Below are 24279 nucleotides of genomic sequence, written 5' to 3'. Positions count from 1 at the left end.
ATGCTATGTTCTAAGTGATCCTAATTGTTTGAGCAACGTTATACTCAATATAATGTGAAGGAGCTGACAGCATGAATAAATTTTCTAGCGACAAAATTTCTGTAGGTATTAGTAGCTGCTTATTAGGTGAAGAAGTGCGCTACGATGGCGGACACAAACAATCGCGCTTTTGTCGCATCGAATTAGCCAAGTATTTTGATTTTGAACCCACTTGCCCAGAAATGGCTATAGGCATGGGCACCCCAAGAAAAACCATTCGTTTAGTTCAGCAAGAAGACGTTATAAGCATTCAAGCCAGTGACGGCAGCTTTGATGTTACCGAAAAAATGCAACAATACGCTAAACGCCGCTTACCACAGCTTAGCCATCATAGCGGTTACGTTGTATGTGCAAAGTCTCCTAGCTGTGGTATGGAACGAGTCAGCGTTTATTCACCGGCTAAAAACAACGCTACCAAAGACGGTGTTGGTATATTTACGGCCGAATTAATGAAAGCCTATCCTTTATTGCCAGTAGAAGAAGACGGCCGTTTAAATGACCCCGTACTGCGCGAAAACTTTGTTAATCGCGTGTTTGCTTATCACCAATGGAAAACCATAGAGCACGAAGGTTTTACCGTGGCTAAAGTGCAGGACTTTCACGCTAAATATAAATACTTATTGATGGCGCACCACCCTGCCAAATACCGCGAACTGGGCCCTTTATTAGCCAACATTAGCAGTAATCAAGACCTAGAAGGTTTCGCTAGTTATATCAAAGGTTTTATGGAAATTTTGAAACATAACTGCAGCCGCAAAAACCACTGTAATGTATTACAACACTTGCAAGGTTACTTTAAGCGAGAAATCACAGCCCAACAACGTGAAGAACTGGCCGAACGTATTCATGAATATCGCGAAGGTTTATTGCCTTTACTGGTGCCAATTAGCCTTATTCAGCACTACTTGCGAGAGCATCCGAACCACTATGTTGCGAAGCAAGCTTACCTAGCCCCTCACCCCAATGAGCTAAAGCTACGTTACAGTTTATAATATTTCCTAACTGCAATTGTTTGCCCAATCATTACTGATTGGGCTTTTTTAACTATCCCAATCAATAAATTCTCAACTTACATATTGTTACTCATTGCCAGCAAATACTGTGCTAAATTAGCGCCATTCGCCAAAAAAACTATACTCAAAGGCGAAACATTAAAACTAGACGACGCAAAATTTAGACTAAACGCTAACAAGAGAAAAATATGAATAATATATTTAAGCTATCACTTATTGCCTCGTTAACCCTTGGGCTTACCGCCTGTGGTAGCGATGACTCCGACACTCAACCCACTACAGCATTGGTCTCCTTTTCCATCGCAGACGCACCTGTCGATAGCGCCCAAGAAGTAAATGTAAGCTACGCTTCGTTAACCTTACAGCGTACTGACCAAGATGATATCGAATTACCAATTGAAGATGAAAATGGCGATCCGATAAGCATCAACTTACTTGATTACCAAAATGGTGACAGCCTGTTAGTGCTAAGCGATGCAGAGTTACCTGTAGGCGAATACAGCGAGTTAATCATTAACACCTACGAATGCCCGCAAAATCAAAATGGTGATACTCAACACTGCAACGTAGTAGAAGAATCAAATGCCGTACTACCGTTAAAAACGCCAAGTAATAAACTTCGTTTAGGTGGCTTTACAGTAACTACAGAGGGAACTCAGGCCTATACTATCGACTTCAACTTGAGAAAATCGTTAGTGAGCACCGCTGGCGGCGCTAGCTACAACTTAAAACCTCATGGCGTAACTATTATTGACAATGCCACGGTTGGCAATGTCTCGGGCACTGTAGACCCAAACCTTCTCTCTGCAGGTGAATGTGTCGCTGACACAGGGAATGTTATTTACCTTTACACCAGCCCTATTGCTGAAGAGTCTGTACTTGGTGATGAGTTTGATCCAGAAATAGACACCGAGGTTCCCGCGAATGTCGTTCAGCCTTACGCTTCGAAAATGGTTCAACTAGATAGTGAAACTGGTGAATACTCCTACAGTTTTGCTCACTTACCTGCTGCAGACTATTTACTGGCGTTTAGTTGTAGTGCGATAGATGATGACCCAGAAATTTATGATGCTGTAATGATTGCAGACCCAAGTGAGCAGCAGGCCACTATCTCTGTAGTATCAGGCGAAACAACTGAATATAACTTTGTAGAAAACATCTAATCCCCAAGAAATGCACTTATAAGCTTACCGAGGCTTGTAAGTGCATCACACTTTTACAGTTTAACCTCACTAAATTTTCAGCTGCTAGGTAGAAACCAAGTCTTCTAGCTGCTGATGGCTTAAAAAGCCTGAAGCAGCGCCCGCTTCTCCAATTTTGTAAGACGCAAACACCATTGCCCGGCTGAGCGCTTTTTCTGGGTTATTTTCTAACAAGTAGTAATGTAAAAAACATGAAAATAACGCATCTCCAGCACCAATAGTATTAAGCACGGGTCGTGTTGTTGTCGCGGGAAAATGTTGAATGGAATTTGCCTGTTGGGTATACAGCAAAGCACCGTTGCTGCCTAATCCCATCACAATAACCGAGTTGTGATAACGCTCCACCAACTGCCAAATAAACTGATGATAGTCACCACTTACTTGCTCGTCACTCAAAAACAGCACATCGGCCATGGCAAGAAATTGCTGGTTATATTCGTCTTCAATGTTACCTAGGGTATGTACATCGGTAGCAATTAGTTTGCCAGCTTGCTTAGCCAGCTCTAGAATTGGCCGGGCAAAATTAATGTTACAAGCAACAACTGCGTCGCTATGTATAAGCTGTTTCTTAAAGCCTTGTTCCGAGTATCTGCGTTGCTGAATATCTTTCAGGTCTACATGTATTTGCCGCCGACCCTCTGGGTCATACAAAATAACCGACTGTGGTGTATCTTGCATAGTTAGCTCAATACAAGGTTTAACTTTCGGTATTTGAGCTATGGCTTGTTGCACTTGTTTTCCTGCCATATCTGGTGCCAGCAGCGTGCATAAGTCAACCTCATCACCCAGGGTAGCAAGCGCTTTAGCCACATTAAATGCCACCCCAGACACACTGCTTTGAATACCGTCAAAAGGGTAAGTCACTGGGTAGTAGTGTTGAGGAAAGCCTTCAATTTTTAGGGTGGTCTCAATATTGACTAAACCCGCAACCAAAATACGTGTCATAAAGCTAACTCATTGAATATGCGTGATGAATAACGCTAACACATCAATAAGTAACAACAAGCTTAAATGCTCAATAGAGCGACCCAAGTAATTTTTGTTGCCTGCAGGCTTAATAAAAATCAGAAAGTTTTGCGTCTTTTAGTGAATTGCTTAGTCTTACTAAAAGTAATCAAAGATTTTTAACCTTGAGACCCTGTTTGTATGATATCTGAATGGCAAAACCACAAAGCCCAGCTTAGAAGCTATGTTAGCAAGCGGATAAATGACAGCCACGCTGTCGATGACATCTTGCAAGATGTTTACATCAAGGCCAGTAGCAATTTGCATCAACTTAAGTCAAAGGGCAGCTTAAAAGGCTGGTTATATCGTATCGCCCATAACACTATTATGGATTTTTATCGCCAGCAGAAACCCTATGAAGAATTGCCTGAAGACTTGGTCGCAGAAGATCACGATAGCGGTAGTCTAGCCCGTAAAGAGTTAGCAGAGTGCCTGCGCCCTCTCATCGATGAACTGCCCGAAAAATACGGCACACCGCTTCGTTTAGCCGAGTTAGAAGGTTACTCACAACAAAGTATCGCCGAACAGCTCGGTTTATCGCTCTCTGGCGCTAAAAGCCGAGTACAAAGAAGCCGAGTGAAGTTTAGAGAACAAATGATGGCTTGCTGTGACTTTGAAGTAGGACAAGAGGGCATCACCGACTACTCCCCAAAAAAGACAAGCTCATCAAGTAAATGTTAAATGCTGTTTGTCTGCAACAAAGCGGTTAACAAACAAATAAATGCTCGTTCCCACGAGTACTTTGGAGAATACATGCCCAATACAACGCGCCCTATTATTTCAGCTCAAATGATCCAAGAAATAAGTGAATGGGCCATTATGCATGGCGTAGCTTTTCGTCAAGCTGATAACTCTGCCAGGCATTGTCCGTTTAGTATTGCGCCAATAACTATGCCGCATGAAGTATTCGAACGCCTACGTAGAGCCACATCTCTTATTACAAGGCTAATTAACAATGTGTCAGAAGATCACGACTTTCTTCAGTCGTCGCTCGCTAAAATGGCAAAAGCGGAGCCCTTTTTTGAACGTTTGTTAGCCCTGCACCACCAAGCCCATGGTGACGCAGCACATCGCTTATCACCTGCTAGAAAACCGCTGCTAATAATGCGTACCGATTTTATGGACGACCGACAACATGGTCCAAAAGTTATCGAGTTTAATGGTATTGCTGCAGGCATGGCGCCGTTTGGCCAACGCGCAACAGAGCTGCATGCTTTTATACAAAATCAATGGCCTCAGCTTTACCATACCTACCTAGAAAATAAGCACGCCACGCCGGCAGAAAACCAAGCCATTGAGCAGCTCGCCCTTGCGATCGCTAAAGCAGCCAACAGCATAAAAGCAAGCTTTGAATCACGTGCTCAAGCATCTTTAGACGGTTTAGCGAGTAAACCAACCTTCTTAATGGTGGTACAAGAAAATGAAGACAATGTGTACGACCAACACCTTCTGGAACTAGCTCTACAGAAACAAGGGATTCGCACCCTAAGGCGCACCTTCGAGCAACTTAGTACCCAATTATCCAGCGGCGATAATCAACGCCTACTGTTAAAGGACGTAGGCGCTATTGATGTGGTATATCTTAGAGCCGGTTACCAATACGCTGACTACTACTCAACAACACGCAGCGAAAGAGTTTGCTGCGAAACCCTTAGCCAAACTAGGCTATTTATCGAGCAACACAAAGTAGCCGTAAACGCCACGTTTAGCCAGCAACTCGCCACCAGTAAAACCATGCAAATGCTCCTAACAACCATGCCAGCAGAAGACTATGCCCGCTGGGGGTTAAACCTAGATGATGCCAAGCTAATCAAAAGTGTCTTGGCAGATATGAAGCCAATAAACCAAGCAACCATCGGCTGGTTTAATAGGCAGGCAGATAAGCAAGAATGGGTACTAAAAAACCAAGGAGAAGGTGGTGGACATTGCGTTTTTGGTGAAGAAATAGCTAATAAACTTGAACAGTTAGCCCCTCATGAGTATGACGCTTGGGCTTTAATGCAGCGCTTATATCCACACGAACGCGAAGTCCCCACCATCGCAGTGCGTAATAGCACTCAAACCCACGTCGACGATCTGGTGAGCGAGATAGGCTTATTTAGTGCTTATTACGATGAAGAACCAGCAACACCGCTAAACGGATATGCTGGCTATCTTATTCGTAGTAAACCCGCGAGTGAGAACGAAGGCGGGATCCACAGCGGTAAAGGTATTTTAGATTCCTTGGTATTAAGTGACGCATAAGCTAAAAACTTGCGTCTTTTTGGTTAAGGCTGCGTCCTAACACTATCAACCTAAATCAATGGAAAACTTAATGTTTCAAACCACCCCGAGCCACCAAGGTATTAGCGACAAATTCATTAAGCATGATAGTAAAATGCTAAAGCAAATTTATGGCAGCGACCAGCTGACACCTTACTGGATAGCCGATATGGATTTCCCCATTGCCTCTCCAATTAGCCAAGCTATGCAGCAATTAGTAAACCGTGAGCAATACTCTTACGAATTTGATTCACAAACCGTATTTAAGGCGATTGCTCATTGGAATCAACAGCGCCACCAGCTTGACCTAAACCCTAATCATTTTGTGCAAGTTCCAGGGGTACTCAGCGCAATAGCATTGCTAATTCGCGACTTTACTCAAGAAGGCGACGGCGTATTAATTCAAACTCCGGTGTACCACCAATTTCGCCGTTTAATTGAATCTGCCGGACGCAAAGCTGTGACTAGCCCGCTTAAGCTAGAGGGAGATCGTTACCTATTTGATTACCAAGATTTTGAGCAACAGCTAAGCAGCGGCAAAGTGCGCATGGTGTTGTTATGTAACCCTCATAATCCGGTAGGTAGAGTGTGGACTAAACAAGAGTTGCAACAGTTAGTTACCATTGCCAAAAAGTACCAAGTAATGATTATAAGTGATGAAGTTCATGCTGACATCGTGTTTGAAGGTGCAAGGTTCACCAGCATGGCCTCGTTAAACTACGACAACAGCCTCACCATTATTGGCTCCCCCGCTAAAAACTTTGGCTTAAATAGCATTGCTAATGGCTATATCTATAGTGATAACCAAGCCTTACGAGAAAAAATCAAAGCAAGCTCGGTGTCTATGTCACTAGACCACGGCAATGCATTTAGTTTGTATGCCACCATTGCAGCCTACCAGCATGGCAAAGAGTGGTTCGAAGAGTTTTTGGCTTATACCCAAGAAGTAAGAAACTGGATTATGGCATTTATGGCCAAGGAACTCCCCCAAGTTAAAGCCTTTCTACCCGAAGGTACCAATCAAATATGGTTTGATTTCTCCGGCTTAAACTTAGCCCCAGAGCAATTAAAAGAGCTATTAAGCCAGCATGCTAAACTCGCGCTAACACCCGGCACCTGGTTTGGTGAAATAAACGAAAATTATTATCGGATGAACTTTGCCTCACCGTTAGAAAAAGTCCAAGCGTCACTGCAGCAACTCAAAACATCAATTAGCCAATATCGCTAATCATTTAGATAAAGGCAGAGGCCGGCGATTAAAATTACCAAGCTCTGCCTTTATGATGACTAAATAGCCAAACTGGCAAACTGGCAAACTGGCAAACTGGCAAACTGGCAAACTGGCAAACAGCTAGAGAGGAAAGCTCTGAGCGTTTAAATAGTATTTTCTTTTTTAATTAATAGCTTAGTGGTAGCTTTATTCACATAAAAAAGACGCAAGCTCACTTAGGAATGAAGATGGAAGAAAGCAAACTCTTCAAAAAAATATGGCGATTTAATGCCATTGTAATTATGTTAGTTGGAATTGTAGGTCTAGCGCTAAGCCTATTCGCTGCCATTACAATCTACCAAGACATTACACGTGATAGAAACGTAAGAAACATTGTTAATATTGAAGAAACACAGGAAGATAAAGAAAAGTGGCGGCTAGGAAATCTAATAAGCATTAATGGATCTAGCGTAATAATGGTCCCACTCTATTCAGAGCAAAATATAAGCACAGCGTCATACAGCAAGTCGGCATCGTCAACCAGAAACTACCTCTTCATTAATGTGGAAACAAATAGTAAGTATTGGTTATTTGATAAAAATGACTACTTAATTACAAGCATTCATCAGTTACCAAGTACCTCTTATTCAGAGCAAACCAAAGAAACTAAAGCCATTCTTTATTACGTGGTTAAGTCGGACACTAATAACAATAATTCGTTAACATCATCTGATCTAAAAACAGTGGCTATATCGAAGCCAAATGGCCAAGAATACCTTGAATTACTAAAAGATATCGACTTTGTAAATGGGTACAAAACTGTCGGCAAGGACTCTGTAATCATCGTATTTCAACGCGACAATATCGCTTATTCAGCAACAATTAATTTAGACAATTTAACAATCTCTAACGAGGAGCCATTGCCTAGCATGGAGCCCAAGTAAAACCCATCTTCGTATAACAATTACGGTCACTCAACGCTATATGCCAGCGACAAAAAAGCCCGCTAAGTTGCGGGCTAATCTGGCTAATAAAAAACGTTCACTATTCTTTGTCGTTTAACACTATGCCAGTTTTACTAATGGTGATTAAACCTTCTTTATAAAGCTTACCAATCGCTTTTTTAAAGGTACCTTTACTTACACCAAAAATAGCTGAAATGGCTTGCGGGGTACTTTTATCACTCAAAGCCAGGTAGCCTTGCTCTTCGCGAAGCTTAGCTAAAATGGTGTCGCCAATATCAATGGCTTTTTGTATGCCAATGGGCTCTAAACTTACGTCTAGCTTTTGGTCTTCTCGTACTTTTTGAATATAACCAGTACCAGCATAACCCGCGCGAATACGCTTAAACACTTGATCGTAATACAGTACGCCCCAGTGCTTGTTATTTACCACGGCTTTGTAACCTAGCTCGGTACGCCCAGCAACCAATAACTCAACTTTGTCGCCACGCTTATACTTGTGGTCTGACTTATCGATGTAACGATCAAGCTTATTGCTGGCGGTAATGCGTTGCTCATTGTCTAAGTAGACATACACTACGTAATGACGATCAACTTCCATTGGCTGCTGTTGCTCACCGAAAGGCAAAAATAAATCTTTGTCTAGGCCCCAATCGAGGAAGATGCCAACATCGTTAATGTCCTTCACCTGCAAGTTAGCGCATTCGCCTACTTGCACCAAAGGCTTCTGTAAGGTCGCTAATAGGTTACCTTGGCTATCTCGGTAAACAAATACCTCTATTTGCTGACCAATGCTTAAATCAGCAGGCAGCTCTTTGCTTGGAAGCAAAATATCACCGAACTCGCCACCTTCTAGGTAGGCACCTAAGTCAGCCATTTCAATCACGGCTAGTTGATTAAGGCGTCCAATTTCTAGCATTTTATCTCTCTTTTCACATTCGATAAGCTCAGTATGAGCCAATGCGCGAGTATAGCATGCAAAGGCCGAGATGCACTTGGCTTAATTGGCTTAGGCTGGCTTTAATGCGTTAACAATAGTAGAGACTTGCTGGCTTACATCCGATTCAATTTTAGTCGCTAATTTGTAGGCCGACTCTACTTGCGTTTTCACCGTGCTCATTTTGGAAGTGAAGCTACCTACATGCTCACTTTGTTCACGAATATACTCACTGGCTTGATGTGCCACTTGAGCAGAAGTTTCTGCTTGCTCACGTACCTGATGAGTGGTTTCCATAAGCTTAGAAGAAATAGCCTGCTGATGTTCACTGGCTTCTTCTATTCCACCAATGTTTGACTCTAGGCTAGTCGAAGACTGTTTTAGCTGATTCAAAATACCGGTTATTTCTTCTAGTGAAGTTTGGGTGCGCATTGATAGCGTTCTAACTTCATCTGCCACCACGGCAAAACCACGGCCATGTTCACCGGCTCGGGCTGACTCAATAGCAGCATTTAGGGCGAGCAAGTTAGTTTGCTCGGCAATACTACGAATAACATCCAAGATTGCACTTACATCAGTTACCGCTTTAACCAAGGTAGCCAGGGATTCTCGCCCTTCGGTGACCGCGGTACTGGTGCGCTTACTGGCATTCATCACCTGTTCTACATTTTGCTGCGATTCGTTCATCGCGCTCTGGGTAGCGTTGGCATTGTGCTCTACGTCACTAGATACCTGATTAAGCTGCTCTGTTAATGAACGCAGTTGCTCCATCAGCAATTGAGATTCAGCTACTTGGTGATCGGTTTGCTCTGAGGTTAAGTACACTTCACGTACCTGTTTAGTCACCGAATCGAGTGAATTAGATACCACAGATAGCTGCTTGTTTTTAAGCTCTTCTAAGTCTTCTTGCTTTGCTAATAGCTGGTTGAAAAAGGTTGCAATTTCGCCAATCTCAGTATTATTTCGGCGTACTTTTAATCGCTCGATGCTGCCGTTTTCAACCAGTGAGGCAAAGCCATTTCGCAGTTCACGAAGCGGTTTTAATACGGTGCTTTGCATCACAACTTGCATTACGATGGCAATTAGCAAAATTAAGCCCGCAACACTGTATAGGGTGATTTTAACTGTTTGAGTAACCCCATCTCGCTGCTTAATAACACCCTGCTCTGCTTGAGATATTTGCTGGGTAAGTAACTCAATGTCGGCCGCTAATGCGCTGCGTAATACCATCCGTTGTTCGATTAAAGCATTAGTCGATTGCAGCTCTCTTGGGTAGCGCTGAGTTAAACTTACTAACTCGCTCTTTATCTCTTCGGCTAAATCGACAGCTTCTTCGGGGTCGCCTAAGGCAAACTCATCAAATTCAACTTCGCTCATCACCCCCAGCAATGGTAAAGCATCAATTGCTTTTGCATGTTTGTTTACCCGCAAAAATGCATCGTCGTAAGCAGATTTGCTGTTAGCACTAGGGTCAGCAAAATAGCGGCTTCGCTGCATCGACAAGTTAACTAAAGCATTAAGAAGTTCTGTACCTTGTTGAATATAGTCACGAGAACTGGCTGCTTGAGCGCTTAAGCCGTAGTCAACGGTACTGTCTGCCCAACCAAGCATTTCACGCTCTGCATTTATCAACAAGCCTTGCTCATTACCGCTGAGTTTGCCCAGTGCTAAATAACGGTCTTGCAAGGCAATATGTAGCTGATTTAACAGCTCAGCCAAGCCAGGCAAATGCTGCTGATTGGAGCGCTCTACCAGTTCCAGCAGCAAACGCTCAGCTTCACTAAGCTCTAATGCGTTACCGGTATTTAAGTAATTGTTTACCTTAGCCACCAGCTGGCTATTAAATTGAGATTTAAGAGATTGATAATTTTGTAGCTGCTGATTGGAGCTCGACAACTCAACTAAAGAAAAATATAAGGCTGCAATTAACACCGCACTTACGGCAAATAATGCTATCGCAGATAGTCTAGAGAATCGTGATACTCGCATAAAAACTCCATTCGCAGATTGGCTAAAACTAGCTCTGCGGCAATCCCTAACAGGCCTATTAGGCGCTAATTTGGGCGAAGATTTTATGACTAAAATATGACAATAATATTACATTGATAACTGTGTTAAAAATAGCAAAGCATTTGATATATAAATGAAAAATAACAATTACAGCAACTTAACTACAATGTTATCGGTATACAAAGCTGTAACTCAAAGCGTTCATTTGGATCCATAAATTGACATCGAGAGTAGCGTACATAAGCGGGCGTATCCCCTAAACGATAACCGCTATTGGGCAGCCATTGCATATAAAATTTATGCAATATTGGTAACAAATCCCCATATTCTCCAGCGGCATGTAAGGTTGCATGCATGCCTTCGGGAATCGTTAAGGCACTAATACCACCTCGACGTATTATTGGGCCATCTACCGCTAAACAAGCGACATAGTGACAGAGCGGAGCCGGAACAATATCAGGATTAGAATGATACAGACCTAATAACTTGTTTACTTGCCACTCCACGCCTTGACTATCAGCCCAAACTTGTAGTTTTTCATAGGCTTGGCGAATTGAACGACCGTAGCCATGGTGCCTCACATAAGCGACTGGTTGGGCAGGCAAGCGCTGCACCTTAACCTCAGGCATTTGTAGCACCTTGGCATTTAGGATTCGCTGTTGTAAGTCATCGCTCCAATGCTGTTGGTAATTAGCTTGACTAAACTTACTATAACCATGGTTTCGCCATTGTGTAGGTGAGCAGGCAAAGTGCTTTTTAAAAGCTTGAGAAAACGACGCCGGTGACAAAAAACCACAACATTGTGATGCTTCTTGTATGGTGAGGCCGGGTGAAAACATTAATAAATTTGCACAACGCTCCAAACGCGCACGGCGAATATACTCATTAACATTTTCGCCGGTCACTTGCTTAAAACAACGATGAAAATGATAGGGGGAATACGCAGCTACTTTAGCCAATTGCCTCGCATCTAAGGGCTCCGCGATATGTTGGTGAATATAGTACAAGGCATCGTTGATTCGATTTACCCGCATTCCATCTGTGCTTAAAGACATTCGATACCTTGAAGACCCACCGTCAGTTTCTCAAAATAGCACATATGGACAAGTCATTGCACATAAACGCTAAAGCATTGCCACAGCAGCTTCTGCAATGATAGTCAGCAGTTTTTACTAAGTAGGTAAATGGCCATGTTAGCGGTGAGCAAACGAGTTAAACAAACTAAACCATCATATATACGCAACATTTTAAAGGTGACTCAGCAAGCTGATATGCTCTCTCTTGCTGGCGGTTTACCCGATGCAGAATTGTTTCCGCTAGATATTTTAAAGCAAGCAGCTGATGAGTTGGCTCAATCACCTAGCATCTTTCAATATGGTGCCACCGAAGGCTTAACTGCACTTCGCCAATGGCTACTAAAAGATAACAGCGCCGCGGAGGAGGTATTAATTACTACAGGCTCACAACAAGCTTTGGATTTAATCGCTCGAAGTTACTTAAACCCAGGGGATAAAGTCTTGTGTGAAGCCCCTAGTTATTTAGGCGCCTTGCAGGTTTTTGATTTAGCAGAAGCCGAGATACATACCGTGATAGCAGAAGCTGACGGACCCAATTTAGCCCAGCTAGAGCAACAGCTAGCTAACTACAAAATAAAGCTTTTTTATGCTGTGCCAGATTTTCAAAACCCTAGCGGCCACTGTTGGAGCCTTAGCAAACGAAAGGCCGTTGCCAGCCTATTAGCCAAATATAAAGTCGCACTTATAGAAGATGCCCCTTACCGCCAACTTCGCTACCAAGGTGAGCCACTTCCCACGGTAAGCGAGCTGTCTAGTTATGCAGCATTTCATCTCGGCTCTTTTTCAAAAATTACCACACCCGGCATGCGCGTAGGCTATGTAAGAGCCAAACAAGCATTACTCGCACCGCTAATTAAAGTGAAACAAGCAAGCGATTTACATTCCGCTCAGCCCATGCAATTGATGCTATTAGCCACGGTTCGCCACCCTTCTTTTGCTGAGCACTTGGATAAGTTGGCCAATACTTACCGAACTCGGCGAGACTACTTAGCAGCGCTTTTGCAGCAGCAACTTAGCGATAACTTAGAATTTAATGTCCCTCAAGGAGGCATGTTTATCTGGGCAAGGCTCCCCCACCACAATGCAATGTCCTTAGCAGAGGCTGCATTAAGACAAAAGGTAGCAATAGTGCCGGGTGATGAGTTTTGGCCAAGCAAGCATACACCAGACTACCAAGCAATTAGACTAAACTTCACTGCCTTAACAGAGCCTCAGCTGGAGCAGGCAGTATGCCGCTTAAAAAAGGCACTGCAACAGTGTTCGCCTTTCAAATAGAGCGCCTTTATTTCGCTTCAACCAACATCAACTCTTCACCAATGTGGGTGTCGATATAGCGGGCTTTTTTCTTTTCTTTTAGCTGATGTAAATCAACCAATACCAAGCCATCAATACACTGGTTGAATTCTGGGTCGACATTGAAATCGATGAACTGAACCCCACCGGCGTGACATAACTCGGTGTATTGCTTATAAAGCGTTGGCACTGCGGTCCCCATTGCTGCCAATGCACTTTTTAGCTGAGCAAAATCAGCTTTATAATCATCACCGCTGAAAGACATATGAATGCTGTTTTTTAGTTGCTTGGCCAGCTGGTAAGGCTGGCGCGAACGCGCATAGCTTTTGTTCGAAGGGAAGTAAGTTTGATAAAAGTGAATCAGCAAGTCTCTGCCAGCTTCTGGCATTGCGGCGCTAATGCTCACTGGGCCAAACAAGTATCGATAATGTGGATTGCGAGATAAAAATGCGCCAATACCCAGCCACAAGTAGTCCAAGCTGCGTTTGCCCCAATATTTGGGTTGCACAAAGCTGCGCCCTAACTCAATACCTGAAGCTAAAAAGTCACAGTTTTTCTCATCGTATTCGAATAGTGATTGGCTATATAGCGCGCCAATTCCCTTATCTTCGATTAAGCGTTTAGTATCGGCAAAACGATAAGCTCCGGCAATTTCAAGTTGCTCTGCGTCCCACAATATAAGATGCATATAGTTTGCGTCGTATTTGTCGGTATCGGTGCGTCGACCGGTGCCCTCACCTACGGCGCGAAAGGCTAACTCTCGTAGGCGGCCAAGTTCAGACAAAACTAAAGGTTGAGAGTTTCCATAACAAATGCAAATCTGCTTTCCATCTGGCGTCTCGCCTATTTTCTCTAACTGCTTAATCGCCTTTTTTAAGGCAAGGCGCTGCTCTGGATGAGCAATCGCGGCCTCTGTTTGGAACAGGCCTTTTTTGTTACTGCCAATACGATAAAGGTGCTTTTTGATTAACTGAGCTTGGGTGGAACGATCTAGACCACTTAAACCAAAACTCTTTACTGGGATCTGCTCACCCACCACCATCGAGAACACTTTATTACGATGAAAGAACAGCTCTTTTACCAATAACAAAGTAGATAAAGGTCTATATACAAAAGAGCAAAAGTAAAACAACTTGCTGTTTTTAGCCTTTACGCAAATAGGCAATAAGGGAGTGTTGGTTTTCTTGGCTATGCTCACAAAGCCCTTGGTCCACTTTCCGTCTTTTACCTTAACGCCCTTTAAACGAGAGACCTCACCGGCAGGAAAAATAATCACTGCCCCCTCTTTATCTAATAGCGCTTTAATGGCATTAAGCTGCTTACGCTGGCTATTGCCCCGCATGTTGTCTACTGGCAGTAATAAATCGTCAAGTGGCTTAATGGCGGAGAGAATTTCATTAGCAACAATTTTAACGTCTTTACGTACCTGACTAACCAAGTGCAGCAAAGCAAGGCCATCTATCGAACCTATTGGATGGTTAGCTACAATGATCACTCGTCCTTCGCTTGGAATGCGCTCTCGCTCATTCTGACTAACGCGATAACTAACATTAAGCTCGGTGAATACTTGATCGATAAAAGCCACCCCTTTTAAGTGAGGGTGCTTTTCACCAAAGGCTTGGAATTCGTCTTCAAACAACACTTTAGAAAAAAACCATTTAGCCAAGGAATAACGACGCGGATGCTGTGCTAGGCTGGGGTAATGTTGATTAAGTACCTGCTGTGCTGAAATCATTGCTCTCTCCCTGTATTCGCCGTTAGGCTAGAAGCAGAAGATGACAAAGAAGCAACAATTTTGTGTCAGTTGCATGACACTCTCACACGTAGAAAGTGGATAAATAACAAGGACTGTTAAGTGCAATTAGGTAGCGAAAATCCGCAAATCGTACTCTATCTCAATACCCAAATTCCCTCTCTGCCAAATAATCATCAAGATTTAAAGGGCGCTGAACTAAGCCAGGCTATTCTAGAAAACAACAATAATAATTGGCGTAAAGTGCTAACTATCTTTGCCAAGCTTTGTGCACCTGATGAAGATTGGCGAAGTTATTTGCATCAAGATTTACTGCTTAAACAGCAAATTAATTTTAAGCAGGTTTTAGTCAAATCTGCGCAAATACACGTGGTGGCAGGAAAAGCTAACTGGCAACGATTTGACACGGCACTTGTAGAAAAAAGTGCCATAAATCAAAAAAAATGGATTTATTTAAGGCCAAATATTTTGTTTACCCCTTACCCAGACTACCGACAATTCCCCAATAGCATGATTAGCGAATGTAGGGCGCGTCTTCATCAAAGTTAAATAAAAATTTAGCTAGTCAACTGAATTATAATAAGTTTATTTTTTAAGCAGCTATATTAGAACAAAAACTAAGACTCAATTGATAAATCCAACAAAAACAAAGCCATAGCTGATTATTACGTCCTTAGCTAGCTGTTAGGTTTAACAGTTTAAAAACAGTGCGCACTGGATTGTACTCATAGCATCATCACTAAGGGAGAGATGCTAATGGACTTTGTTAACGGCGTTGCAGAACAACTTTCACCAACTACATTTCAACACCTAAACAACTACCGTCATCAAGTGTTTGTAGAAATGCTTGGCTGGGAACTCGATACCCCTGATGGCATAGAGCAAGACCAATTTGATCGCGATGACACCGTTTATGTTATCGCTAAAAACGAACAAGACCATATTAGCGGTTGCGCTCGTTTATTGCCGACCACCAAACCCTACCTACTGGAAGAAGTATTTCCAGAGCTATTAAATGGCCTTCCTTGTCCCAAGCAACACGACGTTTGGGAACTTTCGCGCTTTGCTGCAGTAGACTTTGATAATCATAACCAAGCGCCAACTCAACTTATGTCGAGTGAAGCTTTAGCCTTGCTCACCGCCTCTATTGAGTGCGCAAAAAAACAAGGTGCTAAGCGCTTAATCTCTGTCTCTCCGCTAGGTATAGAGCGAATGCTACGCAATGCAGGTTTTCGCTACCACCGTGCCGGTCCACCTCAAATTGTGAATGGCTACGCGCTATTTGCCTGCTACATAGATATTGCTTAACTCATTACCATTGGCGATTCGCGGTAGCGATTTTTTATCGCTTCCGCCGTTGTTGCTTGCCAAGCCATCACTTCAATAGCCTCTAACAACAATTCATCATTGCGACGTGGGCTCACATCAAAGCCCTCTTCTTGCAACTGAATATTACTGCGTGGTAGGCCTTTTACTCGACATTGCATCCGGCCGTTATGCCATTGCCAATGCCAGTCCCACCCTAGGGTGATAGCGCACACATTTTCAAATAGCCATTCGGTATAGCCACTGAAAATAGCCTGTTCACTATTAAATTCTTCACTACTAATATTGTCTAAGCCAGAAATAATATGGCTAAAAGCGAGCACATTAAGCTGCTCAATTGACAACCTCACCAAACCATCACTGCAGGGAACAACCTGATAGCGATGTGATTCGATTACATTCTGTACACTTGCCTGTGTTTTCATAATTTTATTTTTTAATTATTTGAGCTTCCCCTCAATGAAAGCATTGTGAGGTCTAAGCATCAATTGTCAACATTAACAGTTGCGTTATACTGGTAATTCTACGGAAAAATGATTATGCGCAGTATTTGCATAACTAGGAGAAGATAAAGCTGTCATGGAAGCTTGGTTAGAAGAACAGTTCTGTTTGTTGGAAACCCAAGGCTCTAGTGAGGCCTTTTTCCAAGAATTATCTAAAATCACCAACGCTTTAGGGTTTGACTTTTGTGCTTATGGCTTGCGAGTTCCTTATCCCTTGTCTGCTCCTCGCACCGAAATGCTCAATAACTACCCCACCATTTGGCAACATACCTACCAAGAGAAAAACTACTTGGCGGTTGATCCTACGGTGCACCATGGGATGACGTCCCAACTACCGATAGTTTGGAGTGACCAAGTGTTCTCCCAAACGCCAGAGCTAATGGAAGACGCTCGCGCCTTTGGCCTTGAGTATGGCTGGGCGCAATCGTCTCGCCAAGCCAATGGCACAGTAGGTATGTTAACCCTAGCCCGCTCTTCTGAAATGCTCACGCCAGCCGAGCTAGTGCGTTATCGCTATCAATTACTGTGGTTAACCCAAGTAACTCACCACGGTCTTGCATCTCGAATTACCGAAGAGAAGCTTGAGATGCCAGAATTAAGTTTACGAGAGCTAGAAATGTTGAAATGGACAGCCGATGGCAAAACTGCCGATGAAATTGCTACCATTCTCAATATCACCGCGCGTACAGTAAACTTTCACATCAGCCAGGCGATGCGTAAGTTGGACGTGGTTAATAAAACTGCCGCTACCGTAAAAGCGGCACTTATGGGGCTAATCTAAGCCCCAAAAAAAGCAGCTCAAACGTTAGAAATCAAAGTCTCAGGGCTAATATGCACTATAATCTAGTCTGTCTCTCACCAGCCTTAACTAGCATGACTCTTGATTTAGATTTCCACTCCACCTTATACCTAATAGGCTTAATCGCAGTATTTGTTTTTGCGCTTACTGGCGCGCTGGCTGCGGCTAAGCGCGAGTTAGACATCCTTGCTTTTGTGTTTGTTGGCATTGTCACTGGCATAGGCGGCGGTACTATTCGCGATTTATTGCTTAGAACTGATCAAATCTTCTGGATTGCCGATCCTAACTACCTCACGGTGTGTATTGTCGCTTCAGTGATGACCTATTTTTTTGCTCATTGGGTAATCAAAATTGACCGAATCTTATTGTGGATGGATGCAGCGGGCATCGCCTTGTTTGCAGTGTTGGGTACCAGCAAGGCCTTAAGTTACGAGGTAGCGCCGCTTATTGCTATTTTAATGGGGGTAATCAGCTCCACTCTAGGCTCTGCAATTCGCGATTTAATGATACAAGTGAAGCTGGTGATTTTTGAGCCTGAAATATACGTAACAGCGTGTTTATTGGGAAGCTTATCTTACGTAGTGCTAAGTCATTTTGGTATTAACGAGGTCTACAATATCTTGTTATCTAGTGCCGCAGCTTTTCTGTTACGGGTACTGGCTATAGAACTCGATTTAAGATTTCCCAGCTTCACACTTAGCAAGCTACAAAACCGGGAAATACGTAAACAACAACATAAATCTTAAGCGTGTTCACCAATAGCATTCACATGGAATACATGCTCTACATTGGCAATCGCCTCTAGCAACTCTGTGGTGGCTGGTGTTGCAATGTCCATCAAGGTGTAAGCGATATCATTGCGACTCTTGTTCAGCATATCAATCACGTTGATATCCATGTCTGAGAGCAAGGCTAATACATTACTTAGTACCTTGGGTACGTTGTCGTTGGCAAAGGCAATACGGTAGCCCTCAGTTCTGCTTAACTTAATGTTTGGAAAGTTAACCGAATTATGGATGTTGCCATTTTCCAAGAAATCAATTAATTGGCGTGCTGCCATTACGGCGCAGTTTTGCTCGGCTTCGTTAGTGCTTGCGCCTAGGTGTGGCAAACTAAGTACCTTAGGATGTTTTAGCAAAGCAAGGCTCGGAAAATCGCTAACATATTGAGATAACTGCTGTTTGGCTAAGGCGGTAAGCAAGGCATCTTCGTCTACAATGCTGCCTCGTGCAAAGTTGAGCAACACAGCACCTTGTTTGATAGATGCTAAGTTATCGCTATTAATTAAGCCTTGGGTATGCTTGTTAGCAGGCACATGAATAGTGACATAATCACTCGCAGCTAAAAGATCTTTTAGCTCATCAGCACACTCAACTTCTGAAGATAAGCGCCAAGCTGCTTGCACACTCAGTGCAGGGTCAAAACCAACCACCTTCATGCCTAAACCAAGAGCAGCATGAGCCACCTCAGCACCAATAGCACCTAAGCCAACTACTCCTAGCGTTTTACCGGTGAGCTCAGAGCCAACAAAGCCTTTTTTCTCGGCTTCAACTTTAAGCTGTAAAGCTTTTGCATCCATATCTTCGCTCAAGCCTTCAATAAAGCTTAAACCGGCGGCGATGTTACGCGCACTTAGTAGCATTCCCCCCAAGACTAACTCTTTTACGGCGTTGGCATTGGCGCCAGGCGTATTAAACACAACGATGCCCTGCTCACTACAACGCTGGATGGGAATATTATTTACCCCCGCACCACAACGCGCTAAGGCTTTAACTTCACTTGGAAAATCGTAGTCATGTAAATTAGCGCTGCGGAGCATAATGGCATCTGGTGCCTCCTGCCCTTCAGCCACTTGGTAACGCTCCTTAAAACATGCCAAGCCTTGTTGGTGAATATTATTAATGGTCCGAATATTCGGCATACAGCTTCTCCCTAAACAACAATTACGGTGTTTTCGTGACAAACTGCAGCACGAAAATAGAATATTAAAATCTTTACAAACTTATAGGCACACCTGCTTATAAGCCCAAGCTAACCAAGGCATAAAGCGCTCTAGATCTTCTTTCTCTACAGTGGCGCCACACCAAATGCGCAAGCCTGCAGGAGCATCTCGATAAGCACCTATGTCAAAAGCAACCTGCTCTTGGTCTAACAGACCGATAATGGTTTTAACCTGATCAGCTGAAGCATCTAAAGTTAAACAAACACTGGTATTTGATAGGGTTTCAGGCTGCTTAGCCAAGAAGTTGATCCATGTGTTGTCGGCAACAAACTGTTTTATGACTTCGAGGTTTTGTTGGGATTTGCTGATGCTTGCCGAGACTCCGCCCAACGATTGAACCCATTTGAGGGCGTCGATATAGTCCGCCACACATAACATCGACGGCGTGTTAATCGTTTCGCCTTTGAATATACCTTCAATGAGTTTCCCTCCTTGGGTTAATCGAAATACTTTAGGCATTGGCCAGCTTGGTTGGTGGCTCTCTAATCGTGCTACTGCTCGTGGGCTAAGAATAATCACCCCGTGAGCACCCTCACCGCCCAGAGCCTTTTGCCAGCTGTAAGTCACAACATCAAGCTTTTCCCAAGGCATGGGCATGGCAAATACTGCGGAAGTGGCATCACAAATAGTTAAACCACTGCGTTGCGAACTTATCCAATCACCATTTGGCACGGCTACACCAGATGTAGTGCCGTTCCAAGTAAAAATACAATCATTATCAGGGTTAGCTTGGTTCATGTCTGGTAGCTGGCCGTAATCGCTGCTGTAGTGATTAACTTGCTCAAGCTTTAGCTGCTTGCTCACGTCGGTGAACCACCCTTTACCAAACGACTCCCAACTAAAAATATCTAGTGGCTTAGGACCTAAAAGCGACCACATCACCATTTCCATCGCTCCCGTGTCAGAGCCTGGAACAATGCCCACTCGGTAACCTTCTGGTAACTCCAATAATTGCTCGGTAAGTTGAATCGCTTCGCCTAGTTGAGCTTTACCAATTTTACTGCGATGAGAGCGACCAAGCGCATCAATGTTCAGCTGGCTAAGCGCGTAGCCCGGACGTTTTGCACAAGGCCCAGATGAAAAGTTTGGGCAATTGGGTTTTAACTGCGGTTTCATTAACGATCCTTGTAAGTAGCTGCCTAACTAGGCAATTGAATAATATCTAAAAGCAGTATATGCGAGAGAGCTAGACCATAAAATGACCTGACACCAATTTTAAACGCTGGTGAAAACTTCAATACAAACAAAGGTAAATAGTCTAATTATCAAGATAATTGCAGAGCATATGTAGAGGTGAGCAACGCTTAAAACTAAATAGAGATACTAATCCACCATATAACACTAAGGCCCAAATCCTTGACTTCATTTAAGACCTAAAGCTGGGTAGTATTTAACAAAGTCCCAACTTCAAAAAGCGAACATAGCTTGCCAGCCCTTACTTATTGCCCTCAATGCTCCAGTACTACATTCAAGCAAGTCGATGTTAAACAATGGGCTTGTGAACAATGCCAATTTAGCTACTTTCACAATATGGCTTCTACCGCTGGCGCCTTACTCATTTATAAAGGAGAACTATTACTGGTAGAGCGTGCCATTGCTCCGCAAAAAGGCTACTGGGACTTACCGGGTGGATTCATCGAATATGGTGAAAGCTTAGAACAGGGCTTACAACGAGAGCTAAATGAAGAACTTGGGCTTGAACTAGCCACCGAAAAATTTAGCTACTTTGGCTCATTTGCTAATCAATATACCTACAACCAAGTGCTTTATCATACTTGCGACAGCTTTTTTGTTTACTTGCTAGACAACAAAATATCACCACAAGCAAGAGATGATGTGGCAGGCTGGCAATGGCACAATCTAAAAAACCTTCCTTTAGACAAAATAGCTTTTACCTCGGTAAAGCAAGGACTTAAACAGCTTTCTCAACAAACTATCAACCCTATTTACAAATAAATCACATAAAGTTGATGTAGAACATACCCTCTTAACCATATTTTTACTATGGTTAATTTGCTCAAAAAGCGAACAACAAGAACTTCTAGCAGGAAGCAAAAAGAGGGTACAAATATGGATAACCATCCCCGTAGTTCTAGTGTTATTACCGCAATACTCACCTTGGCAGCGGCGCTGTGTTTAATACTGTCATTTTCAAGTAATGCGGAACCCAAAGCCTTAGTGCTAAAACCATTCAAGCAGCTCAGCCAAGAAAGCGCCGAGTGTGCCGGATGTCACAAAGACAAAAACCCATCAATTTATGCACAATGGGGCCGTTCGAAACACTACGGAGCCAACGTAGGGTGCTACGAATGTCACCAAGCAAACCCTGAAGACAAAGACGCCATCACTCACGAAGGACACACCATCTCGGTGATTGTTTCACCTACCGATTGTGCTAATTGCCATACTCAAGAAGTTGACGAGTTCGCTAAAAGCCACCACGCAAAAGCTGGGCAGATCATTGGCTCACTAGATAACTTCCTCGCAGAGGTAGTGGAAGGAGCACTCACCTTTAATGGCCAGTCTCCCGCTGCGGTTAATGGCTGCTGGCAGTGTCACGGTTCAGAGGTGAAAGTGCTGGAAAACGGTGATTTAGACCCCACTACGTGGCCCAACACCGGCATTGGACGAATTAACCCAGATGGCTCGGTTGGCGCTTGTACAGCTTGTCACCAACGTCACGAATTCTCGATGGTGCAAGCGCGCAGACCAGAAGCCTGTGGTAAGTGTCACCTAGGTCCAGACCACCCTCAAAAAGAGGTTTACGAAGAGTCTAAACACGGCATTAACTTCTACGCCAACGTTGATCGGATGAATCTGGACTCGGCCAAGTGGATTGTTGGCGAAGATTACGACGCCGCGCCAACCTGTGCCACTTGTCATATGTCAGCTACTCGCGAACTGCCTGTCACCCATGATGTTGGCAACCGCATTTCATGGACATTGCGCCCAGCAATCTCGGAAAAAATTGATGCTAAAGCGAAGGCCCAAGGTAAAGAAGTTAAGTCTTGGGAAGCACGCCGCGACGACATGAAGAACGTCTGTGAGTCTTGCCATACTAAGTCGATGATCGACAATTTCTACCAACAATTTGATTCACTGGTTGTTTTATACAACGACAAATTCGCCCGTCCAGGTAAAGACTTAATGGATGTGTTGAAGAGTGAAAAAATGCTAACCGAAACTGGCTTTGATGAAGAGATAGAATGGACCTGGTTCTACTTATGGCACCACGAAGGACGCAGAGCTCGTCACGGCGCTGCCATGCAAGCACCAGACTACGTGCAATGGCACGGCATGTATGAAGTCGCAGAACGCTTCTACATAGAGTTAGTTCCACAATTCCTAGAAGTGGTAGAAAAAGCCGAACACAACGGCAATACCGAGGGTGCAGAAAAAGCCCGCGCTGTTCTTGCCGAAATACTAGACCGCCCAGAACACGCTTGGTTTAGTGGCAACGAACCGGAAGAAGTTAAAAAAGCCAGAAAAGAAGCACAAGCGGCCTTTAAAGCCCGTTACTTAAGCGAAAGCAAATAGCCACCGATGGGAGCAGTAATGCTCCCCTCTTTTAAAAGAGGATGCTGATATGACAAATAACCAGCAGAAGACTCGGTGGCAAAAGCTATGGGCTTGGCTTAAAAAGCCACTCATTGTTGGGATACCCATTGGTGTATTTGTATTAGTGTTCGGTTTAGCAACTGTGCAAGGCAGCTTAGTACTATCCAGTACTAACGAGTTTTGTTTTAGTTGCCACCTTAAAATGGACACTATTGTGCAAGAGTACAAGGCATCGAGTCACTACGGCGACGGCAGCAACATCGCCGCCACCTGTGCCGACTGCCACGTACCACACCCATACTTTGAAATGCTACAGGTAAAAATTGCCGCCACCGCCGATATTTATCACATGATGGTAGGCACCATAACCAAGGAAAATTTCGAAGAGCACCGGCCAGCCCTTGCTGAAACCGTTTGGCGTGATATGCAAGCCAATGACTCAGCCAACTGCCGACACTGCCACCAAGGTGACAACTTTGATTTAAGCAAACAACCACAGCGCGCGCGATTAAATCACCAGCAAATAGCCGCCCGCGGAGAAACCTGCGTAGACTGCCACCAAGGCTTAACCCACAAGCGGATCGTAATCGAATAAGACCTTTACTATTGAATATAAAGTCTTCAAAGTAACTGCTTTGAAGACTTTTGATTTTCTACCCTTTACTCATCCGACCTCTCATGTTAAAAACTTGTAAAAAACCACAAAGTAAATTATGAATCACTACTTCCGCCTATTAAGCATGTTTATCCGCCATTGGTTTAGTGCCAAAACTCACCTAGATCCCACGGGAGATTTTGTTATTAAGCTACGAGCCTTACCCTTTGATTGCGATGCCAACATGCACCTTACTAACTCTCGCTACTTTAGCTTTGGTGATTTAGGGCGCATCGATATGATGTTAAAAACCAAACTGGGCTCGGTGGCACTTAAAAAGCGCTGGTTAGGCGTAGTGAATGCACAGTCGGTGACTTATATTCGCCCGATTAAGCCTATGGCCAAGGTGGAACTTCACAGCAAGCTATTAGGCTGGGATGAAAAGTATTGGTATTTTGAACACCGCTTTATTGGCAACAATACGTTGTACGCCACCATCTTAGTGCGAGGAGTATTTTTAAAAGGTAAAAAGCCAGTGCCAATGAGCGAGCTACTGTCGTTGGTGGACCATGACCATCCCTCACCAGAGTTACCAATGCGGGTAGCTCACTGGAAACAATTACTGTCGACTAAAAAGCAAGAATCTCCGGTTCTAAGCTAGATGCCTTGCTTTGCTGGAAATCTGTAAGCAATAAAATATCCGCCAATGGGTAATCAAAAAGTCGTTCTATCTG

Annotated in this window: 23 protein-coding genes; 15 read left to right on the top strand and 8 right to left on the bottom strand. The window is 43.7% G+C overall.

Features of this window, described 5'->3' with window-relative positions; genetic code table 11:
* Positions 1-71 precede the first annotated feature (71 nt).
* Positions 72-1031, top strand: a complete 960-nt coding sequence (locus ACYFDN_RS17725) for a YbgA family protein (RefSeq protein ID WP_483512154.1) — start codon at positions 72-74, stop codon at positions 1029-1031.
* Between the two features lie 209 nt (positions 1032-1240).
* Positions 1241-2215 (top strand): DUF4382 domain-containing protein, encoded by a 975-nt coding sequence (locus ACYFDN_RS17720; protein WP_483512152.1) that lies wholly within the window; start codon positions 1241-1243, stop codon positions 2213-2215.
* A gap of 84 nt (positions 2216-2299) precedes the next feature.
* Here ACYFDN_RS17720 and ACYFDN_RS17715 read toward each other — a convergent pair whose 3' ends face one another.
* The gene (locus ACYFDN_RS17715) at positions 2300-3199 is read right to left on the bottom strand and encodes a carbohydrate kinase family protein (protein WP_483512151.1); all 900 of its coding nucleotides are present in this window, start codon (positions 3197-3199) and stop codon (positions 2300-2302) included.
* A 201-nt stretch (positions 3200-3400) separates the two neighbouring features.
* On the opposite strand from ACYFDN_RS17715, the gene sigZ reads away from it, so the two are divergent.
* The 4 genes from sigZ to ACYFDN_RS17695 all read left to right on the top strand — a co-directional run bounded on the left by sigZ (position 3401) and on the right by ACYFDN_RS17695 (position 7675).
* Positions 3401-3940 (top strand): RNA polymerase sigma factor SigZ, encoded by a 540-nt coding sequence (gene sigZ, locus ACYFDN_RS17710; protein ID WP_338624775.1) that lies wholly within the window; start codon positions 3401-3403, stop codon positions 3938-3940.
* Positions 3941-4012: 72 nt separating this feature from the next.
* Complete coding sequence (locus tag ACYFDN_RS17705) at positions 4013-5503, top strand: glutathione synthase (protein ID WP_483512150.1); 1491 nt, start codon at positions 4013-4015, stop codon at positions 5501-5503.
* A gap of 70 nt (positions 5504-5573) precedes the next feature.
* Complete coding sequence (locus ACYFDN_RS17700; protein ID WP_483512148.1) at positions 5574-6749, top strand: MalY/PatB family protein; 1176 nt, start codon at positions 5574-5576, stop codon at positions 6747-6749.
* A gap of 230 nt (positions 6750-6979) precedes the next feature.
* Complete coding sequence (locus ACYFDN_RS17695) at positions 6980-7675, top strand: hypothetical protein (RefSeq protein ID WP_483512146.1); 696 nt, start codon at positions 6980-6982, stop codon at positions 7673-7675.
* A 100-nt stretch (positions 7676-7775) separates the two neighbouring features.
* Here the strand turns inward: ACYFDN_RS17695 and ACYFDN_RS17690 are convergent, their stop codons facing one another.
* From ACYFDN_RS17690 to ACYFDN_RS17680, 3 genes are all read right to left on the bottom strand, one after another.
* On the bottom strand, positions 7776-8612 hold the full coding sequence (locus ACYFDN_RS17690) for a CvfB family protein (protein WP_483512144.1): 837 nt from the start codon (positions 8610-8612) through the stop codon (positions 7776-7778).
* Between the two features lie 90 nt (positions 8613-8702).
* Positions 8703-10619 (bottom strand): methyl-accepting chemotaxis protein, encoded by a 1917-nt coding sequence (locus ACYFDN_RS17685; protein ID WP_483512142.1) that lies wholly within the window; start codon positions 10617-10619, stop codon positions 8703-8705.
* Between the two features lie 182 nt (positions 10620-10801).
* Complete coding sequence (locus ACYFDN_RS17680; RefSeq protein ID WP_483512141.1) at positions 10802-11695, bottom strand: AraC family transcriptional regulator; 894 nt, start codon at positions 11693-11695, stop codon at positions 10802-10804.
* A gap of 135 nt (positions 11696-11830) precedes the next feature.
* On the opposite strand from ACYFDN_RS17680, the gene ACYFDN_RS17675 reads away from it, so the two are divergent.
* Positions 11831-12991, top strand: a complete 1161-nt coding sequence (locus ACYFDN_RS17675; RefSeq protein WP_483512139.1) for an aminotransferase-like domain-containing protein — start codon at positions 11831-11833, stop codon at positions 12989-12991.
* A 7-nt stretch (positions 12992-12998) separates the two neighbouring features.
* Here ACYFDN_RS17675 and olsF read toward each other — a convergent pair whose 3' ends face one another.
* The gene (olsF, locus tag ACYFDN_RS17670) at positions 12999-14744 is read right to left on the bottom strand and encodes a bifunctional ornithine lipid synthase OlsF (protein ID WP_483512137.1); all 1746 of its coding nucleotides are present in this window, start codon (positions 14742-14744) and stop codon (positions 12999-13001) included.
* A 120-nt stretch (positions 14745-14864) separates the two neighbouring features.
* On the opposite strand from olsF, the gene ACYFDN_RS17665 reads away from it, so the two are divergent.
* Together ACYFDN_RS17665 and ACYFDN_RS17660 are read left to right on the top strand one after the other, a co-directional pair.
* Positions 14865-15311, top strand: a complete 447-nt coding sequence (locus tag ACYFDN_RS17665; RefSeq protein ID WP_483512136.1) for a DUF6942 family protein — start codon at positions 14865-14867, stop codon at positions 15309-15311.
* A gap of 207 nt (positions 15312-15518) precedes the next feature.
* Positions 15519-16070 (top strand): acyl-homoserine-lactone synthase, encoded by a 552-nt coding sequence (locus ACYFDN_RS17660; protein ID WP_483512134.1) that lies wholly within the window; start codon positions 15519-15521, stop codon positions 16068-16070.
* On the opposite strand, the gene ACYFDN_RS17655 is transcribed toward ACYFDN_RS17660, so the two are convergent.
* Positions 16067-16513, bottom strand: a complete 447-nt coding sequence (locus ACYFDN_RS17655) for a DUF4902 domain-containing protein (protein ID WP_338624754.1) — start codon at positions 16511-16513, stop codon at positions 16067-16069. The two genes, ACYFDN_RS17660 and ACYFDN_RS17655, sit on opposite strands and share 4 nt — an antisense overlap.
* Positions 16514-16667: 154 nt before the next feature.
* Here ACYFDN_RS17655 and ACYFDN_RS17650 point away from each other — a divergent pair, with 154 nt between their 5' ends.
* Together ACYFDN_RS17650 and ACYFDN_RS17645 are read left to right on the top strand one after the other, a co-directional pair.
* The gene (locus tag ACYFDN_RS17650) at positions 16668-17372 is read left to right on the top strand and encodes an autoinducer binding domain-containing protein (protein ID WP_016402653.1); all 705 of its coding nucleotides are present in this window, start codon (positions 16668-16670) and stop codon (positions 17370-17372) included.
* Positions 17373-17422: 50 nt separating this feature from the next.
* On the top strand, positions 17423-18136 hold the full coding sequence (locus tag ACYFDN_RS17645; RefSeq protein ID WP_483512132.1) for a trimeric intracellular cation channel family protein: 714 nt from the start codon (positions 17423-17425) through the stop codon (positions 18134-18136).
* Here the strand turns inward: ACYFDN_RS17645 and ACYFDN_RS17640 are convergent.
* Both ACYFDN_RS17640 and ACYFDN_RS17635 read right to left on the bottom strand, forming a co-directional pair.
* Entirely contained in the window at positions 18133-19311 is a 1179-nt protein-coding gene (locus tag ACYFDN_RS17640; RefSeq protein ID WP_016402651.1) for a 3-phosphoglycerate dehydrogenase family protein, read from the bottom strand. The two genes, ACYFDN_RS17645 and ACYFDN_RS17640, sit on opposite strands and share 4 nt — an antisense overlap.
* A gap of 81 nt (positions 19312-19392) precedes the next feature.
* Positions 19393-20508: a phosphoserine transaminase gene (locus tag ACYFDN_RS17635; RefSeq protein ID WP_483512131.1), complete on the bottom strand. Its 1116-nt coding sequence runs from the start codon at positions 20506-20508 to the stop codon at positions 19393-19395.
* A 414-nt stretch (positions 20509-20922) separates the two neighbouring features.
* Here ACYFDN_RS17635 and ACYFDN_RS17630 point away from each other — a divergent pair, with 414 nt between their 5' ends.
* The 4 genes from ACYFDN_RS17630 to ACYFDN_RS17615 all read left to right on the top strand — a co-directional run bounded on the left by ACYFDN_RS17630 (position 20923) and on the right by ACYFDN_RS17615 (position 24206).
* On the top strand, positions 20923-21348 hold the full coding sequence (locus ACYFDN_RS17630; RefSeq protein ID WP_483512130.1) for an NUDIX hydrolase: 426 nt from the start codon (positions 20923-20925) through the stop codon (positions 21346-21348).
* 114 nt (positions 21349-21462) lie between these two features.
* Positions 21463-22929 carry a multiheme c-type cytochrome gene (locus ACYFDN_RS17625; protein WP_152781855.1) on the top strand — a complete coding sequence of 489 codons (1467 nt, stop codon included), beginning with the start codon at positions 21463-21465 and terminating at the stop codon, positions 22927-22929.
* 49 nt (positions 22930-22978) lie between these two features.
* Entirely contained in the window at positions 22979-23545 is a 567-nt protein-coding gene (locus tag ACYFDN_RS17620) for a NapC/NirT family cytochrome c (protein ID WP_483512129.1), read from the top strand.
* A 118-nt stretch (positions 23546-23663) separates the two neighbouring features.
* Complete coding sequence (locus tag ACYFDN_RS17615) at positions 23664-24206, top strand: acyl-CoA thioesterase (protein ID WP_016402645.1); 543 nt, start codon at positions 23664-23666, stop codon at positions 24204-24206.
* The last annotated feature ends 73 nt before the right edge of the window (positions 24207-24279 follow it).

The organism is Agarivorans sp. D1326 (genome assembly GCF_056958115.1).
This window is presented reverse-complemented; position numbering and strand designations above follow the sequence as displayed.